The organism is Mycolicibacterium mageritense, from assembly GCF_010727475.1.
GTDB lineage: Bacteria > Actinomycetota > Actinomycetes > Mycobacteriales > Mycobacteriaceae > Mycobacterium > Mycobacterium mageritense.
Genome location: NZ_AP022567.1, coordinates 3,181,192 through 3,197,711, shown reverse-complemented (window position 1 = coordinate 3,197,711; position 16,520 = coordinate 3,181,192). Strand labels below are relative to the sequence as shown.

Here is a 16,520-nt window from a genome sequence, read left to right as displayed (position 1 = left end):
CGCCACCTCATCGGAGAACTCGATGACCCAGCAGGTGACCCTTGCGCCGCCCCGCACGGGCGCATCCCGACTGGCGTCGGCTACCCTCCCGCGCTACATCGCCAAACGCCTCGGCCAGAGCGCACTCGCGATCTTCCTGACCCTCACCACGGTGTTCGTGCTGATCCGGTTGGCCCCGGGTGATCCCGCGTACGCCATGGCCGGGCCGCTCGCGAGCAGCGACGACATCGAACGCATCCGCACCAGCATGGGACTGGATCAATCGGTGTTCGTGCAGTATCTGCGCTACCTGCAGGGCCTGCTGCACCTGGACCTCGGTACGTCATATTCGTTCCAGGCGCCCGCCTTGGATGTGGTGCTCGACCGGATGCCCTACACGCTCACGTTGTCGATCGCGTCGATCCTGCTGACGACGGTCGTATCGGTTCCGCTCGGCGTGTGGATGGCCCGAAATGCCGACACCCGACGCGAACTCGGCGCCAACGCCATCACCATCGCCGGCCAATCGATGCCCGACTTCTGGACCGGGCTCATGCTCATCACGGTTTTCGCGGTGCTCATCCCGATCTTCCCGACCGCGGGCTTCGCGACGTGGTCGAGCCTCGTGCTGCCGACCGTGACCATCGCGATCCTGCAGATCGCCCTCATCTCGCGGCTCGTGCGCCGTGAGATGGTCGGCGCGTTCACGTCGCCGTACGTGACGGTCGCGCGGGCCAGGGGCGTCTCGGAGCGCCAGCTGATCTGGCGCTATGCGATGCGCAACTCGGCCATCCCCGTGCTGACCGCACTGGGCACGCGGTTCGCCTCACTGCTCAACGGTGTCGTCGTGGTCGAGGTGGTGTTCGCGTGGCCAGGTGTCGGCTCGCTGGTCGTGCGGGCCCTCGAAACCCGTGACTACCCGCTGATCCAGGCGACCGTGCTGGTCACCGCGGCTCTCGCGGTACTCGTGCAGCTTCTCGTCGACCTCTGTTATCCGCTTCTCGATCCACGGGTCCGGCTCGGGAAAGGAACCGCGAAATGACCACTCTCGTCGCCCCGCCCGCCGAACCGCGGCCGAGCGCCGTCACCGCGCGTGACATCGCGCACGCCGGTGCGACCCGCCGAGCGCGCGACAGCCGGGTCAAGATCTGGGTCGGCAGCGTGTGCACGCTGCTGGTGATCCTGCCGGTCGCGTTCGCGCGGCTGCTGCCGTTGCCGTCGCCCGACGCCACACAGCTCGGCGAACGCCGCCTCCCGCCGCTGACCGACGGGCACCTGTTCGGCACCGATCAGCTCGGCCGCGATCTGCTGGCCCGCGTGCTCTACGGCGGTCAGGTGTCGCTGACCGTCGGCATCCTGGCGGTCGTGGTGTCGGGCCTCATCGGCCTGGTGCTCGGCGCGGCCGCCGGCTACTGGGGCGGCTGGGTCGACGCCGTCGTCAGCCGGCTGCTGGAAGCGCAGCTGTCGCTGCCCCTGCTCATGATGCTGCTTCTCGTGGTGGCCCTGTTCGGCCCGTCGATCCCGGTGATCACGTTCGTCATCGCGATCGCGCAGTGGCCCGAGATCGCCCGGTTGACCCGCTCGCTGTGCCTGGTGGAACGCGAAAAGCCTTATGTCGCAGCAGCGAGGGTTCTCGGACTGGGTGGCTTCGCGATCCTGCTGCGCCACGTCATCCCCAACGTCGTCAAGCAGGTGTCGCTCGTGGTGCTGCTGCTGCTCGCGCAGGCCGTGCTGTTGGAGAGCGCACTGAGCTACCTCGGCGCCGGGCCGCAGCGGCCGTTCGCCACGTGGGGCCGCATCATCTCCGACGGCCAGGACTACGTCACCACGTCGTGGTGGCTCGTGACGCTGCCCGGTCTGGTGATCGCGGTCCTCGTGATCGGGGTCAACCTCCTCGGCGACGGTCTCCGTGACCGCAGCGGTGGGTTCAAATTCGGTCTGCTCAAACGCCTTCCGCTCTCCAAGAAAGCAGCATGAGCATGGGTAACCTGCTGAAAGTCGACGAACTGCAAGTCGAGTTGATCACCGCGAGCGACGTGATCCGGGCAGTGGACGGGGTGTCGTTCTGCATCGATGCCGGCGAAACCGTCACGATCATCGGTGAATCCGGCTCCGGGAAATCGACCACTGCGATGGGCATCCTGGGCCTGCTCCCACCGGATCTCGCGGTGTTGTCCGGGCGTGCCACCTTCCAGGGCACCGACATTCTCGGCAACGCCAAGGCGCTGGAGAAGGTCCGCGGCCGCCACATCGCACTGATCCCGCAGGATCCGATGACCGCCCTGAGCCCGGTCCACAACATCGGCGCTCAGCTGCGCGACGCCATCCGGCACAGCGGTATCAGAGGCAAGGCCCGCGAAACGGCCAGGGCCGTCGAACTTCTGGAGCAGGTCCGGATCCCGCGGCCCGAGACCCAGCTGGGCAAGTACCCGCATCAGCTGTCCGGTGGCATGCTGCAACGCGTGCTGATCGCCACCGCGCTGGCCGCGGGCCCCGAACTCATCGTCGCCGACGAGCCGACCAGCGCCCTCGACGTGACGGTGCAGGCCAGCATCCTCGACCTGATGCTGGAAGTGCAGGAGCGCACCGGGGTCGGGATGCTGCTGATCACCCACGACCTGGGCGTGGCCCGGTTGATGTCCGACCAGATCCTGGTGATGAAGGACGGCAGGTTCGTCGAAACCGGCGGTGCCGAGGCGCTGATCTGCCATCCGCAGAGCGAATACGCCCGCAAGCTGCTGGCCGCCGTGCCGCGGCTCAGCGATCACGCACCTCAGGGAGTTCCCGCATGACCACACCGCTGCTGTCCGTCGAGGATCTCGTCGTCGAATATCCGGTATCCGGAGGGGTTTTCCGCGCAGTGGACCGGGTCAGCTTCTCGGTGCCGAAAGGCACGACGCTCGCCGTGGTCGGCGAATCCGGCTGCGGAAAGTCCACGATCGCCAAGTCGATCGTCCGGCTCGTCACACCGACCTCGGGACACATCCGCTTCGACGGCACCGATATCGCGCAGCTCTCCGAGCGTGGGCTCAAGCCGTACCGGTCCCGCATCCAGATGGTTTTCCAGGATCCGTACGGATCGCTCGATCCGCACCTCGATGCCGTCGACATCGTCTCCGAGCCCTTGCGGCTCCGGGGAATTCGCAACCGGGCCGAGCGGGAGAAGCGGGCTGCCGAGTTGATCGATCGCGTCGGGCTGCCGTCGACGGCGGCACACCGCAAGCCCGGTGAGTTCTCGGGCGGCCAACGCCAGCGCATCGGCATCGCGCGGGCCCTGGCCAGTGAGCCCGACCTGCTGGTGTGCGACGAGGCGACGAGCGCGCTGGACGTGTCGGTGCAGGCCCAGGTGCTCGAGCTGCTGCGGGAGATCAAACGCGACACCGGGTTGACCTACGTGTTCATCTCGCACAACCTCGGAGTCGTGCGCGAAATCAGCGACACCATAATCGTGATGTCGTCGGGTTCGATCGTCGAAAGTGGCGTGACCACAGACGTTCTCGCGCACCCGGCCGAACCGTATACCCAGGCGCTGCGCGCCGCCGCGCTCGACCCGACCACGATGGTCGGCGTCAAACCCCGACAGTTACTCAAAGGAGTTGCCTGATGGCCGAACTCGGCCCCCTCGTGCTCGGCACCATGACGTTCGGCGACACCGTCGACGCCGACGGCGCCGCGGCCATGCTCGATGTGGCTCTCGACGCCGGCATCACCCACATCGACACCGCCAACGGCTATGCGGGCGGCGAATCCGAACGCATGCTGGCCGATCTGCTGCGAGGCCGCCGCGACCGCGTCGCGCTCGCCACGAAGGCCGGCATGCCGCATCCCGACGCAGGCGAGCACTCACCGTTGTCGGCGGCCGGCCTTCGCGCGAGTGTCGAGGGCAGCCTGTCCCGGCTGCAGACCGACCACGTCGAGTTGTTCTACCTCCATCAGCCCGACCGCGCCGCGCCGCTCACCGAAACACTGTCCACCGTGGCCGAACTCGTGGCCGAAGGCAAGATCGGCGCGCTGGGGGTGTCCAACTACGCGGCTTGGCAGATCGCCGAACTCAACCATGTCGCCGACACCGTCGGCGCGCCCCGCCCGGTCGCCGCGCAACAGCTCTACAACCTGCTGGCCCGCCGCATCGAGGACGAGTACGCCGAGTTCGCCGCCGTCACGGGCCTGACCACCGTCGTCTACAACCCGCTCGGTGGCGGTCTGCTCACCGGCAGGCACTCGTTCGACGCCGACCCCACCGAGGGCCGGTTCGGCGACTCGCGGCTGGCCCAGATGTACAAGCAGAGATACTGGAACGCCGCGATCTTCGAGGCCATCGAGGCGTTGGCGGTGATCGCCGACAAGGCAGGCATACCGCTGACCGAACTCGCGCTGCGGTGGCTGGTGTCCAAACCCGCGACCGGTCCGATTCTGCTGGGCGGTTCGAAGGTCGGCCACCTGCAGTCCAACATCGCCGCGGTGGCGCAGGGGCCGTTGGCGGAAGATGTGGTGACGGCCTGCGATGAGGTCGGCGCCGCGCTGCGCGGCCCGATGCCCAACTACAACCGATAGGTATCCACCATGCGCGCACAGGAATTCGCGGCCCGGCTGCGGGATCGCCAACAGCTGCTGGGCTACTGGTCGGTGATCGACAGCCCGGTGTCCACGGAATGGCTGGCCCACGTCGGCTGGGACTACATCGCGCTCGACCTGCAGCACGGGCTGATCGGCTACTCGGGCATGGTGGCCGGGCTCACCGCGATCGACGCGTCGGGCTCGGCCGTCGGACTGGTGCGAGTTGAGGCCAACGACGCCACCGCGATCGGGCGGGCGCTCGACGCCGGCGCGGCCGGGGTCATCGTGCCGATGGTCAACACTGCCGAGGAGGCCGCCGCCGCGGTGGCCGCCGCGACGTACCCGCCCACGGGTATCCGGTCGTACGGCCCCATGCGGTCCCAGTTGCGGATCGGGCCGGTCCCCGCCGAGGCCAACCGTGACACGGTCGTGCTGGCGATGATCGAAACCCCCGGCGGGCTGGCCCATGTCGAGGAGATCTGCCGCGTGCCCGGGCTCGACGGCGTGTACGTCGGGCCGTCGGACCTGCGCCTGGCGATCGGGGGCGCGACGTCGCAGGATCCCGCGGTCGCGGACGAGTTCGAGGCCGCGCTGACGCGGGTGCGGGAAGCCGCCGCGGCGGCAGGGATCGCGGCCGGGATCCACAACGCCGACGGCGCTTCGGCGGCCAAACGGCTCGCGCAGGGCTACACGTTCGCAACCGTGGCCTCCGACATCGTGCATCTCAAGCAGGCCTCGGCAGCGCACTTGAAGGCGGCCCGGGGCGAATAAGCCCGCACCGCGACCGTGCGTGTTTGTCCCCCGCCACGCCGTGTGTCATCGGCGCCACACGCACCCTCGCCGACCGCGAGCGTGCGCAAAGTGCTGGTGTGTGGCGGCGTGTCGAAGGACAGACGCGCACGCTCGCAGTGCAACCCAGCTACACAGAGTCGCCCAGGCCCGCGAGCAGGGCCTGTCTGCTGGCCCGGACGTGCTCGCGCATCACACGTTCGGCGCTGTCGCCGTCCTTGGCGACGATGAGGTCGAGCACGACATGGTGTTCGCGGTCCGATTGCAGGGGCCGGCCGGGCTGGCTCAGCGAGGTGTGGACCAGCCGGGCGTAGGCCAGCTGGTTCATGAGCATGCGGTAGTGCGCCTCGAGCTTGTTGTTGTCGGCACCGACGATCAGCAGGTCGTGGAACTCCTCGACGAGTTCGGCGTAGTGGGCCCGGTCGTCGCGGGCGACGGCCTCGTCGGCCTGCCGGAGGTTCTCCTCCAGCTTGTCGATCTCGGGCACGCGCCCGCGCTGCGCCAGCAGCCGCGCCGCGGCCCCCTCGAGCAGCTCCTTCATCTGGAACAGTTCGGTGATCTCCCGGCGCGACGGCGTGGTGACGAAGGTGCCGACGCGTGGCCGGATCTCGATGAGCCCCTCGGTCTGCAGCTGCTTGAACGTCTCGCGCACCGGGGTGCGGGACACGCCGAACTCCTCGGCGATGGCCAGCTCGGAGATGTTGACCCCGGGCGAGATCTCGCCCGCGATGATGCGGCGCCGGATCTCCTCGATCAACCGACCCTGGATCGAGCCGTTACTGCTGGTCACCGCCACTCCCCTGCTCACTACCCCAGTGCGGCCAGGTTGCCGCCATCGAAGAACTTACCGGCGCTGTACACCATGGGATGGCGATCGTCGACCTCAGCGTGCACGACGCGGCACATGAACACCGTGTGGGTGCTCGCCTGCAGCCGCTCGCGGATCTCGACCTCCATGGCCGCCGAGCTTCGATCGATCAGCGGGCTCCCGAAAGGCCCCGCGTGCCAGTCCAATCCGGAGAACTTGTCGTCGGACTTCACCGCGAAGCGGCTCACCACGTCGAGTTGATCGGCGGACAGGATGTTGATCGCGAGATGACCGGCGCGAAACAGACAGTCGTGCGTCGACGACGTGTGCTGGACGGCGACCATGACCGTCGGCGGGTCCAGCGAGATGCTCGCGAACGCGTTGACCGCCAGCCCACGTGGCTTGTCCCCGTCGAGCGCGGTGACCACGGTGACCCCCGTGACGAACTGCCGGTTGACCCGCTTCATCAGGTCGACGTCGGGGCGGACGGGTGCTGTCATCGGTCCTGGCCCACCGCGATGATGCCGAGCGCGGTCAGCAGCGCCCGCGGATCCCACGTGACGTGTTCCTCAACGATGCGGTCAGCTTCGAAGCGCGCGAACGTCGCGCCGCTGACCGCGACCTCACGCTTGGTGGCCGGCACGCCCAGGAACGAGTGCTCGTGACTGCCCGTGCTGTGCCAGCGGATCGCGGCGCGGTCACCCTCGACCACGACCTCGTCGACCACGGTCAGCAGATCGGGGAATGCCGAGCGCGTCGCGGTGATCGACGCCTTGAACTCGTCGCGGCCCTGGGTGTTGCCGGTGCCGCTGACCCGCCGGTAACCCTCGGCCAGCAGGCCGTCGAACACGTCCACCTCGCCGCGATCCCACGCGGCTTCCCAGGCGTCCTGGATGCGTCGCCGGCGGGAATCGTTGTCAGTCATGGCTTTTCCTGTTCGTCGATTTCGTCGATGAGTGCGGCGATGGGAGTCTCGGGTTTGGTGTGCCTGCGGTCGGCGATCAAGTCCTTCCAGAACGACACCGCGAGGCACGCGATGATGATGAGGAACGGCAGCGACGCCACGATCACGGTGTTCTGCAGCGCATTCAGACCACCCGCGAACATCAGCACCACCGCGGTGATCCCGGTGAGCACGCCCCACAGGATCAGCACGCCACGGCGCGGGGTCAGCGTGCCGTCGCTGGTCATCATGCCGAGCACGTAGGTGTTGGCGTCCGCGCCCGAGATGAAGAAGATCAGCACCAGCAGGATCGCGACGACCGACGTCACCGACGCGAGCGGGAAGTGCGCCAGGGTCGCGAAGAACGCGCTGTTGATGTCGTCGGCGGTCTGCTTGGCGATGTCACCGCCCTCGAACATGTCGACATGGATCGCGGTGCCGCCGAACACGGTGAACCACGTGAAGAACACCACGCTCGGGACCACCAGGACACCGACGATGAATCCGCGGATCGTGCGGCCCTTGGAGATACGGGCCAGGAACACTCCGACGAAGGCGCCCCACGACACCCACCACGCGAGCATGAAGTAGGTCCACCATTGCATCCATTCCAGGTCACCGAATGCCGTGCCCTGCAGGCTCATCCGGAAGAAGTCGGTGGCCCAGGTGCCGAGCGATTCGATGTAGAGGTTGGCGATGAAGACCGTAGGCCCGACGACAAGCATGAAGACGAACAACGCCACGGCCATCACCGTGCTGCCCTGACTCAGGAACTTGATGCCCTTGCTCACGCCGGTCACCGCCGACATCGTGAAGATCGCGGTCACCGCGGCGATGATGACCACCTGGGTGACATTGCTGACGGGGATGCCGAACAGCGTGAACAACCCGTTGTTGACCTGCAGCGCGCCGAGTCCCAGTGACGTGGTGGTGCCGAAAAGTGTGGCGAAGACGGCCAATACGTCGATGAGCTTGCCGAGCGGCCCGTTGACACGGTCACCCAGCAGCGGCACGAACAGCTGGCTGACCAGGGTGCGCCTGCCCATTCGATAAGTCGAGTACGCGATGGCCAGGCCGAACACCGCGAAGATCGCCCAGGCGTGCAGGCCCCAGTCGAAGTACGAGTACTGCATGGCACGCACCGCGGCTTGCGGGGTGTTCGCGTCGGCCAGCCCGTGCGGGGGCGTGGCCAGATGTGAAATCGGTTCGGCAACACCGTAGGACACCAGGCCGATGCCCATCACGGCGGACAGGATCATTGCGAGCCACGTGATGGTGTTGAACTCGGGCCGGTCGGAGTCCTTGCCGAGCCGGACGTCCCCGTACGGGCTGAAGGCCAGGAACACCAGGAAGATCAGGATCCCCAGCGTCACCACGAGGTAGAGCCAGCCGAAGCTGCCGGTCACCCAGTTCAGCGACGCCGTGGTGACTGCGTTGAGGTTCTCGGTGAACAGCACCGCCCATGCGACGAAGACGGCCGAGATGGCCACCGAGGTCCAGAAGACGGTGCCGAGCCGGCCGGTCGGCTTGGCCGGGCTGTTGCGGGCGACGGTCACGGGCGGCACCGGGCCGGCACTGAGATCGCTGGTCATGGGCGCTCCTCGACATCACAGGTCCAGTGGCCGAATCGACCAGCGGCAAGCGGCTGTGGCATACAACAGAATGTAAGACCGCTCACAAGCCTCTGTCAACGGTTGCCGGACCCATAGCCACCCGCTCCACCGCGCCGACGTCCACAAATGGTGTTTCAACTGGGTAAATCGCCTATCCGTCGCACCGCTCGCGGAGCCGCCGCACACACGACCCTTGACCGATTCGACGCCGCACCTCTATCGTCTGTGGCATGCAAGATGTGACCCCCGATCTCGGCCTCCGCAAGGTGGTCGTCTACCGCGAGTCCGTGGTGACCGAGGCAGGCGAACGTCCCACCCGCCCTGCGCTGCAGGCCAGCGTCGCCGCGGTGCTGCGCAATCCGTGGGCCGGCACCGGCCCGTCTCGCGACCTGTCACCCGAGGTGACCCGTATCGCCCCGGTGCTCGCGCAGCTGGTGACCAACCGCCTCATCGACACGCTCGGCGGAGTCGACGCGATCGAGGCGTTCGGCAAGGCCGCGATCGTGGGCAGCTCAGGCGAGATCGAGCACGGCGGTGCGCTGATCCATACGCCGTACTTCGGCAACCTGATGCGGGAGTTCCTCGACGGCGAATCGATCATCTGCTTCGCCGATACCCGCGCCGAAGCCGGTGAGCCGCTTGTGGTTCCGCTGTGGCACAAGACGCATGCCGCGACCCGCAGCCACTATCAGACCGTGAGCACCCGGGTCGCCGACGGCCCGCGCGCCGACGAGCTCGTCATCATCGCGGCCGGATCGACCGGTCCGCGTCCGCATCCCCGGATCGGGGACCGCACCACCGACCCCGCCGTCACCGTCAAGAGTCTGGAGAGTGTCCTGTCATGAAGTTGCGCAAGATCGTCACCGTCGTCGAGGAGATCCGCACCGAGGGCGGCCGCGAGGTCACTCCGCCCGCACGTGTCGCAGTGGTCGCCGCGGTGATCGAAAACCCATGGGCGGGCCAGGGTTTCGTCGACGACCTGGCCCCGGGCATCGACGCCACCGCGTCCAACGTCGGCGCCCTGCTGGCCCCGCTGGTGCTCGAAGCCCTCGAGGAGCCCGCCGAGGCGTACGGCAAGGCCGCGATCGTCGGGCTCAACGGCGAGATCGAGCACGGCTCGGGCCTGATCCACACGCTGAAGTTCGGCGATCATTTCCGCAAGGCCGCCAACGCCACCACGTTGCTGCCCGCGGTCGAGAAGCGCGGCCCGGCGGGCGTCATCTTCGACATCCCGCTCAAGCACATCACCGACGCCACGATCCGGTCGCACCACCAGACCGTCGAGGTGCGCATCGCCGACGCGCCGCACGCCGACGAGATCGTCATCGCACTGGCCGCTGCCTCACAAGGCCGCCCGCAGCAGCGCCTGGCGCCGCTGAGCAGCGAGAAGTAACGCCAATGAGCCGGCCGACGCTCGTCCTGCTGCACGGAGTGGGGTTGGACCACACCGTGTGGGAGCCGGTGGCCGCGCTGCTGGCCGACCAGTTCGCGGTCATCACGCCCGACCTGCCCGGGCACGGCGACCGTCCGCCCGCACCCGCGGGAGTGACGTTGGCGGACTTGGCCGATGGCGTGGCGGCCGAGATCCCGGCCGGGTCGCACCTGGTCGGGTTCTCCCTCGGCGCCCTGGTCGCCCAGCACCTCGCGGTGCACCGTCCCGAGCTCGTCGCGTCGCTGACGTCGGTGGCCTCGGTCTGCCGGCGCACCCCGGAGGAACGGGCCGCGGTGCTGGCCCGGCTCGACACCGCGGCATCCGACATTGCTGCGAGTTCGGCTGCGTCCCTGCACCGTTGGTACGACGGCACCGACGTCAGCGCCGAGCAGATCGCCCGGACGCAGGCCACGCTGCTGGCCAACGATCCGGACAGCTTCCTGAACTGCTATCGGGTCTTCGCGACCGCCGACGCGGAGATCGGACCGCAGCTCGATCGCATCGACACCCCCGCGCTGGCCATCACCGGGTCCGACGATCCGGGCTCGACCCCGGAGATGACCCGCAGGCTCGCGGCGTCCATCCCCGGTTGCCAAGCGGTCATCGTCCCCGGCGCGCGGCACATGCTCCCGGTGCAGTGCCCACGCGAACTCGCCGACGCCCTAACTTCTTTCATCGGAAGGTCCGTCCATGTCTGAAACCCCGACACTGCAGCACTTCATCGGCGGAAAGCCGACCGCTCCGGCGTCCGGCGAGTACTTCGAGAGCACCAACCCGGCCACCCGCGACGTGCTGTACCAGGCGGCCCGCGGGAACGCGGCCGACATCGACGCGGCTGTGGCCTCGGCGACCGAGGCGTTCAACGACCCGCGGTGGCGGGATCTGAGCCAGACCAAACGCGGACACCTGCTGCGCCGCCTCGGGGATCTCGTCGGCGAGCACGCCGAGGAGTTGGCCCGCTCGGAATCCCTGGACAACGGCAAGCTGCTGCGCGAGATGCGCGGTCAGCTCGCCACCCTGCCCGAGTATTACTACTACTACGCGGGTTTGGCCGACAAGATCCACGGCGACGTCATCCCGACCTCGGATCGGCAGGTGCTCAACTACACCATGCGTGAGCCGCTGGGTGTGGTGGGCGCGATCACGCCGTGGAACTCGCCGCTGACGCTGACCACGAGCAAGCTGGCCCCGGCGTTGTGCGCGGGCAACACCGTGGTGATCAAGCCGTCCGAGTACACGTCGGCGACCGTGCTGAAGCTCGCCGAGCTCATCATCGAGGCAGGCTTCCCGCCCGGTGCGGTCAACGTGGTCACCGGATTCGGCGCCGAGGCGGGTCAGCCGCTCGTGGATCACCCTGGGCTGGCGAAGATCTCGTTCACCGGCAGCACCGCGACCGGATCGCGGATCGCATCGGCGACAGCGGGCCGGTTCATCGGGTCGACGCTGGAACTCGGTGGCAAGTCCCCCAACATCGTGTTCGACGACGCCAACATCGCCAACGCGGCCACCGGTGTGGTGGCGGGCATCTTCGCAGCCGCCGGGCAGACGTGCATCGCGGGCAGCCGCGTGTTCGCCCAGCGCGCGATCTACGACGAGCTGCTTGAGCGCGTCGCCGAACGAGCGCGCAGCATCCGGATGGGTGATCCGCTCCACGACGACACCGAGCTCGGCCCACTGGCGTTCGAGGGCCAGCGCGACAAGGTGGCGTCCTACGTCGACCTCGGCCGTTCCGAGGGCGCCAGGGTTCTCACCGGCGGGCGCGCCTCCGACGGTGGTCTCGGTGGGTTCTTCTACGAGCCGACGGTTCTGGTGGACGTCACCAACCAGATGCGGGTGGTGCGCGAGGAGATCTTCGGGCCGGTCGCCGCGATCATGCCGTTCGATTCAGAGGACGAGGTCGTAGCACTGGCCAACGACACCCAGTACGGCCTGGCCGCCGGCGTGTGGACGTCGAATCTGGCCCGCGCCCACCGGATGGCCGCACGCCTGGACGCAGGCACCATCTGGGTCAACACCTACCGGGCCATGTCCCCGATGTCGCCGCGGCAGGGCTTCAAGAGCAGCGGCGTCGGCGTCGAGCACGGCACCGAGACCATGAAGGAATACACGCGGCTCAAGAGCGTGTGGATCAACACCAACGAGGGCCCGGTGCCCGACCCGTTCGTGATGCGGAGCTGACATGCCACTCGTCGAAGTCACCATCGCGCAAGGCCGTTCGGCGGACCAGATCCGCGCCATGATGCACGAAGTGCACGAGGCCGTGCTGCGGACCGTGGACACCCAACCCGAACACATCCGCGTCATCGTCCGCGAGGTTCCCCGGACTCATTGGGCAACAGGCGATCTCACCATCGCCGAGATGAAGGAGCAGTCATGAGATTTTCGTTGTTCGTCCACATGGAGCGGTGGGACGATTCGGTCAGCCACCGGCAGCTCTTCGAGAACCTCGCGGAGCTGTCCCTGATGGCCGAGGCCGGCGGCTTTTCCACGGTGTGGATCGGTGAGCACCACGCCATGGAGTACACGATCTCGCCGAGCCCCATGCCGCTGCTGGCCTATCTGGCCGGCCAGACCTCGACGATCCGGCTGGGTGCGGGCACCATCATCGCGCCGTTCTGGAACCCCATCCGCGCCGCGGGCGAGTGTGCGCTGCTCGACGTGATCAGCAACGGCCGCATGGAAGTCGGCCTGGCCCGCGGCGCCTACCAGATCGAGTTCGACCGCATGATGCCCGGGCTGTCCGCTGCCGAGGGCGGCAAGCACCTGCGCGAACTGGTGCCCGCGGTGCGCAAGCTGTGGCAGGGTGACTACGCGCACGACGGCGAGATCTGGCAGTTCCCCACGTCGACGAGCGTTCCCAAGCCCGTGCAGCAGCCGATGCCACCGATGTGGATCGCGGCGCGCGACCCCGATTCGCACGACTTCGCGGTGGCCCAGGGCTGCAACGTCATGGTCACGCCGCTGATGAAGGGCGACGAGGAGGTCGTCGACCTCAAGCGCAAGTTCGACACCGCCGTAGGCAACCACCCCGAGGTGGCCCGCCCCCAGATCATGGTGCTGCGCCACACCCACGTTCACGCTGCCGAGGATCCCGACGGCTGGCGTCCGGCGGCCGCGGCGATCTCGAAGTTCTACCGCACGTTCGACGCGTGGTTCGGTAACAAAACCACGCCCGTCAACGGGTTCCTCGAGCCCAGCCCCGAGTCGAAGTTCGCGCAACGGCCCGAGTTCGAGCTCGAGTCACTGCACCGCACCGCGATGATCGGCACACCCGACGAGGTCATCGAGCGCCTGCGGTTCTACCGAGAACTCGGCATCGACGAGTTCAGCTTCTGGTGCGACAACAGCCTGCCGCACGACGAGAAGCGCAAGAGCCTCGAGCTTTTCATCAAAGAAGTCGTCCCCGCGTTCCAGTGAGGAGCCAGCCATGGATGGTGTGCGTATTCACGCCGTCGATCTGCAGGATGCCCAGCGCCGCGCAGCGGCCCAGCGGGCCGCCGCACCTGAGCGGCCCGTGCTGCTCGACATCGAGGTGCTGATCGACCGCGACACCCGTGCTGCGCTCACCGCGCTCAGTACCGTGCCTGCGGGAAACACGCTGCGCTACGTCGGCACCCCGCGCGGCCTGGCCGGTCTGATCGCCGACGTGCAGCGGCTCGGCATCGCCGACGGCGTGGTGCTCAAGCCACTCGGCGACAGCCCGGTGGCCGATCTCATGCTCGAGGAACTGGTGCCCGGTCTCGCGTCCTGACGCGATCGATCTCGCGGGTGTGCGTCAGGCGGCGAACGCGTCCGTCGCGGCCGCGATCCGCGCCGCGGCGTCGGTGAGCACCGCTTCGCCGTGACCGAAACCGGCGATCTGCGCGCCCGTCGCGGCGAGTTTGCCGAGTGATCGGACCGCCTCCGCGCGGTCGGTGTTGAACACCCCGAGGATCACCTGCCCGTTGAACTCGGCGACCGTGTCGCCCGTCAGCAGCGTGTCGGCGGCGGGCAGATACAGCGCGATGCTGCCCGGCGTGTGGCCGGGCACCTCGATCACCTGGGTTCCGCCGGCGAAGTCGAGCACGTCGCCGTCGCGCACCACGCGGTCGACGCGGCATGCCGGCCCGTGCGGCGGGGTGTCGAAGTCGGAATGAAGCGCCCGCTCTCCGTCGGTGAGCACCGGAAGCGGGCCCGGCTCGTCGCCACGTACATAGGACGCGTCACCGGCCCCGGCGATCACCTCGACGTCCGCCCAGTCCGCGATCTCCGCGGCCGATCCGCAGTGGTCCTCGTGGAAGTGGGTGAGGACGATGCGCGTCACGTGCAGGCGCCGCATCCCGAGCGCGGCCAGCGCCTCGGCGATCAGCCCGGCGCTGTCGGGCCAGCCGGTGTCGACCAGCGTCACGCCGTCGGGCCCGAGCCACACGTAGCTGTTCAGCAGGTGTGCCTGGCCGCCCGGGATGCGCAGCCGATACAGCGCGGGCGCCAGCTGGAGGAGGTCGGGCATGCCTCGACGCTAGTGACGATGCCCCGTCTCGGTCGAGCGGTTTCGCTGTGGCCGAAACCGAATCAGGCCACCGCGGCGAGCCGCGAATCAGGCCATCGCGCGGCGGCCGGCCAGCGCGCGGCCCAGCGTGAGCTCGTCGGCGAACTCGAGGTCACCGCCCATCGGCAGGCCCGACGCGATACGGGTGACCGTAAGGCCGGGGATGTCGCGCAGCATCCGCACCAGATAGGTCGCGGTGGCCTCGCCTTCGGTGTTGGGATCGGTGGCGATGATCACCTCGGCGACGTCGATGCCGTCGACACGCTCGCCGATCCGGTTGAGCAGCTCCCGGATGCGCAACTGTTCGGGCCCGATGCCGGACAGCGGATCCAGCGCGCCGCCCAGCACGTGGTAGCGGCCCCGGAACTCCCGCGTGCGTTCGACGGCCTGGACGTCCTTGGGTTCCTCGACGACGCACACGAGCGACGCATCGCGGCGCGGATCACTGCAGATGCGGCAGCGTTCGTCGTCGGAGACGTTGCCGCACACCGCGCAGAACGTGACACCGTCGCGGATCCGGCCCAGCACCGCGGTGAGCCGGTCGATGTCCGGCGGTTCGACGCTGAGCAGGTGGAACGCGATGCGCTGCGCACTTTTCGGCCCGATGCCCGGCAGCTTGCCGAGCTCGTCGATCAGATCCTGGACCGGGCCTTCGAACACTCTAGAGCCCCGGGATTCCGAACCCGCCCAAACCGCCTGCCAGCGGACCCAGGCGGCTCTGCGCCAGGGTGGTCACCTGGTTGGAGGCGTCGGCGAGGGCGCCGACGATGAGATCCTGCAGGGTTTCGACGTCGTCGGGATCGACGACCTTGGGATCGATCGACACCGCCGTCACCTCACCACTGCCCTTGACGGTGACCTGCACCAGACCGCCGCCGGCCTGGCCGTGCACCTCCGAATTGGCCAGCGCTTCCTGCGCCTCCATCAGCTGTTGCTGCACCTGCTGCGCCTGCGCCAGCAGTGCCGACATGTCGGGCGTGCCTCCGGGTTGCATGAACGGATCCCCTTGCGTGTTGGTTGCGCGTTGGTCTCGACTTGATTGCTCATCGCTCGAGCGCGGCGGTTTGGCCTTCCAGCCTAGACGGCGCGCGGGCTACGGTGGCGCCCGTGCGAGTCCCAGCCTGCCTGCGTGTCGGCGCCGCGATTGCCTGCAGCGTGCTTGTCGCCGCGTCCGTCCCCGTGAGCCCGTCGGCGCACGCTGCGCCCGCCAACATCGCCGGGATGATCGTGTTCCTCGACCCCGGCCACAACGGCGCCAACGACGCATCGATCAGCAAACAGGTCTCGACCGGCCGCGGCGGCACCAAGAACTGCCAGGAAAGCGGCACCTCGACCGACGACGGCTATCCCGAGCACACCTTCACGTGGGACACCACGCTGCGGGTTCGTGCGGCGCTGACCCAGCTCGGGGTGCGCACCGCGATGTCGCGCGGCAACGACAACGCGCTCGGCCCGTGCGTGGACGAACGCGCCGCGATGGCGAACGCGCTGCGGCCCAACGCCATCGTGTCCATCCACGCCGACGGCGGCCCACCCAACGGGCGTGGATTCCACGTGCTGTACTCGTCGCCGCCACTGAACAACGCCCAGGCCGGGCCTGCGGTGCAGTTCGCGCAGGTCATGCGTGACCAACTGGCCGGCTCGGGCATCCCGCCCGCCACCTACATCGGATCGGGCGGGCTCGATGCCCGCTCGGACATCGCGGGGCTCAACCTCGCGCAGTACCCGTCGATCCTGGTCGAATGCGGCAACATGAAGAACCCCGTCGACTCGAGTCTGATGAAGTCCCCTGAGGGACGGCAGAAGTACGCCGAGGCGATCGTCCGGGGTATCGCCGGATTCCTGGGCACGCAGGCGCGCTAGCCCCTCAC

General features: G+C 68.2%; 21 protein-coding genes. 14 read left to right on the top strand and 7 right to left on the bottom strand.

Annotated elements, in window-relative coordinates:
- The first annotated feature begins 22 nt into the window (after positions 1–22).
- The 6 genes from G6N67_RS15225 to G6N67_RS15200 are packed head-to-tail and all read left to right on the top strand — an operon-like array spanning position 23 to position 5,307.
- On the top strand, positions 23–1,021 hold the full coding sequence (locus G6N67_RS15225) for an ABC transporter permease (RefSeq protein ID WP_081812498.1): 999 nt from the start codon (positions 23–25) through the stop codon (positions 1,019–1,021).
- On the top strand, positions 1,018–1,956 hold the full coding sequence (locus G6N67_RS15220; protein WP_036431620.1) for an ABC transporter permease: 939 nt from the start codon (positions 1,018–1,020) through the stop codon (positions 1,954–1,956). Before G6N67_RS15225 ends, G6N67_RS15220 begins: the two co-directional genes overlap by 4 nt.
- The gene (locus G6N67_RS15215; RefSeq protein WP_230022064.1) at positions 1,953–2,771 is read left to right on the top strand and encodes an ABC transporter ATP-binding protein; all 819 of its coding nucleotides are present in this window, start codon (positions 1,953–1,955) and stop codon (positions 2,769–2,771) included. Before G6N67_RS15220 ends, G6N67_RS15215 begins: the two co-directional genes overlap by 4 nt.
- Positions 2,768–3,583 (top strand): ATP-binding cassette domain-containing protein, encoded by an 816-nt coding sequence (locus tag G6N67_RS15210; RefSeq protein WP_051578647.1) that lies wholly within the window; start codon positions 2,768–2,770, stop codon positions 3,581–3,583. Before G6N67_RS15215 ends, G6N67_RS15210 begins: the two co-directional genes overlap by 4 nt.
- On the top strand, positions 3,583–4,533 hold the full coding sequence (locus G6N67_RS15205; protein ID WP_036431617.1) for an aldo/keto reductase: 951 nt from the start codon (positions 3,583–3,585) through the stop codon (positions 4,531–4,533). The genes G6N67_RS15210 and G6N67_RS15205 overlap by 1 nt, the downstream gene beginning before the upstream one ends.
- Positions 4,534–4,542: 9 nt before the next feature.
- A complete protein-coding gene (locus G6N67_RS15200) occupies positions 4,543–5,307 on the top strand; it encodes an HpcH/HpaI aldolase family protein (protein WP_036431614.1) in 765 nt (254 codons plus the stop codon).
- 148 nt (positions 5,308–5,455) lie between these two features.
- On the opposite strand, the gene G6N67_RS15195 is transcribed toward G6N67_RS15200, so the two are convergent.
- From G6N67_RS15195 to G6N67_RS15180, 4 genes are read right to left on the bottom strand one after another with little or no spacing between them, the layout of a single operon-like run.
- Positions 5,456–6,115 carry a GntR family transcriptional regulator gene (locus tag G6N67_RS15195; RefSeq protein WP_036435258.1) on the bottom strand — a complete coding sequence of 220 codons (660 nt, stop codon included), beginning with the start codon at positions 6,113–6,115 and terminating at the stop codon, positions 5,456–5,458.
- A gap of 17 nt (positions 6,116–6,132) precedes the next feature.
- On the bottom strand, positions 6,133–6,633 hold the full coding sequence (locus tag G6N67_RS15190) for a flavin reductase family protein (RefSeq protein WP_036431612.1): 501 nt from the start codon (positions 6,631–6,633) through the stop codon (positions 6,133–6,135).
- Positions 6,630–7,058, bottom strand: a complete 429-nt coding sequence (locus G6N67_RS15185) for an ester cyclase (protein ID WP_036431610.1) — start codon at positions 7,056–7,058, stop codon at positions 6,630–6,632. The genes G6N67_RS15190 and G6N67_RS15185 overlap by 4 nt, the downstream gene beginning before the upstream one ends.
- Positions 7,055–8,668 carry a BCCT family transporter gene (locus G6N67_RS15180; RefSeq protein ID WP_051578646.1) on the bottom strand — a complete coding sequence of 538 codons (1,614 nt, stop codon included), beginning with the start codon at positions 8,666–8,668 and terminating at the stop codon, positions 7,055–7,057. Before G6N67_RS15180 ends, G6N67_RS15185 begins: the two co-directional genes overlap by 4 nt.
- Before the next feature lie 251 nt (positions 8,669–8,919).
- On the opposite strand from G6N67_RS15180, the gene G6N67_RS15175 reads away from it, so the two are divergent.
- Genes G6N67_RS15175 through G6N67_RS15145 form a run of 7 tightly spaced genes read left to right on the top strand, consistent with a single transcriptional unit; the run spans position 8,920 to position 13,872 of the window.
- Entirely contained in the window at positions 8,920–9,534 is a 615-nt protein-coding gene (locus G6N67_RS15175; RefSeq protein ID WP_036431608.1) for an amino acid synthesis family protein, read from the top strand.
- Positions 9,531–10,082, top strand: a complete 552-nt coding sequence (locus G6N67_RS15170; protein ID WP_036431606.1) for an amino acid synthesis family protein — start codon at positions 9,531–9,533, stop codon at positions 10,080–10,082. The genes G6N67_RS15175 and G6N67_RS15170 overlap by 4 nt, the downstream gene beginning before the upstream one ends.
- 5 nt (positions 10,083–10,087) lie before the next feature.
- Positions 10,088–10,819: an alpha/beta fold hydrolase gene (locus G6N67_RS15165; protein WP_036431604.1), complete on the top strand. Its 732-nt coding sequence runs from the start codon at positions 10,088–10,090 to the stop codon at positions 10,817–10,819.
- Positions 10,812–12,299: an aldehyde dehydrogenase gene (locus G6N67_RS15160; RefSeq protein ID WP_036431601.1), complete on the top strand. Its 1,488-nt coding sequence runs from the start codon at positions 10,812–10,814 to the stop codon at positions 12,297–12,299. Before G6N67_RS15165 ends, G6N67_RS15160 begins: the two co-directional genes overlap by 8 nt.
- Before the next feature lies 1 nt (position 12,300).
- Entirely contained in the window at positions 12,301–12,498 is a 198-nt protein-coding gene (locus tag G6N67_RS15155) for a tautomerase family protein (protein ID WP_036431599.1), read from the top strand.
- A complete protein-coding gene (locus tag G6N67_RS15150; protein WP_036431597.1) occupies positions 12,495–13,538 on the top strand; it encodes an LLM class flavin-dependent oxidoreductase in 1,044 nt (347 codons plus the stop codon). The genes G6N67_RS15155 and G6N67_RS15150 overlap by 4 nt, the downstream gene beginning before the upstream one ends.
- A gap of 10 nt (positions 13,539–13,548) precedes the next feature.
- Positions 13,549–13,872 carry a hypothetical protein gene (locus G6N67_RS15145; RefSeq protein WP_051578645.1) on the top strand — a complete coding sequence of 108 codons (324 nt, stop codon included), beginning with the start codon at positions 13,549–13,551 and terminating at the stop codon, positions 13,870–13,872.
- A gap of 24 nt (positions 13,873–13,896) precedes the next feature.
- Here the strand turns inward: G6N67_RS15145 and G6N67_RS15140 are convergent, their stop codons facing one another.
- The 3 genes from G6N67_RS15140 to G6N67_RS15130 all read right to left on the bottom strand — a co-directional run bounded on the left by G6N67_RS15140 (position 13,897) and on the right by G6N67_RS15130 (position 15,643).
- Complete coding sequence (locus G6N67_RS15140) at positions 13,897–14,610, bottom strand: MBL fold metallo-hydrolase (RefSeq protein WP_036431594.1); 714 nt, start codon at positions 14,608–14,610, stop codon at positions 13,897–13,899.
- Positions 14,611–14,697: 87 nt separating this feature from the next.
- On the bottom strand, positions 14,698–15,309 hold the full coding sequence (gene recR, locus G6N67_RS15135) for a recombination mediator RecR (protein ID WP_036431593.1): 612 nt from the start codon (positions 15,307–15,309) through the stop codon (positions 14,698–14,700).
- Position 15,310: 1 nt separating this feature from the next.
- Positions 15,311–15,643: a YbaB/EbfC family nucleoid-associated protein gene (locus tag G6N67_RS15130; RefSeq protein ID WP_036431592.1), complete on the bottom strand. Its 333-nt coding sequence runs from the start codon at positions 15,641–15,643 to the stop codon at positions 15,311–15,313.
- Between the two features lie 113 nt (positions 15,644–15,756).
- Here G6N67_RS15130 and G6N67_RS15125 point away from each other — a divergent pair, with 113 nt between their 5' ends.
- Positions 15,757–16,512, top strand: coding sequence for an Rv3717 family N-acetylmuramoyl-L-alanine amidase (locus G6N67_RS15125; RefSeq protein WP_197747964.1), 756 nt, complete (start codon positions 15,757–15,759; stop codon positions 16,510–16,512).
- Positions 16,513–16,520: the final 8 nt, after the last annotated feature.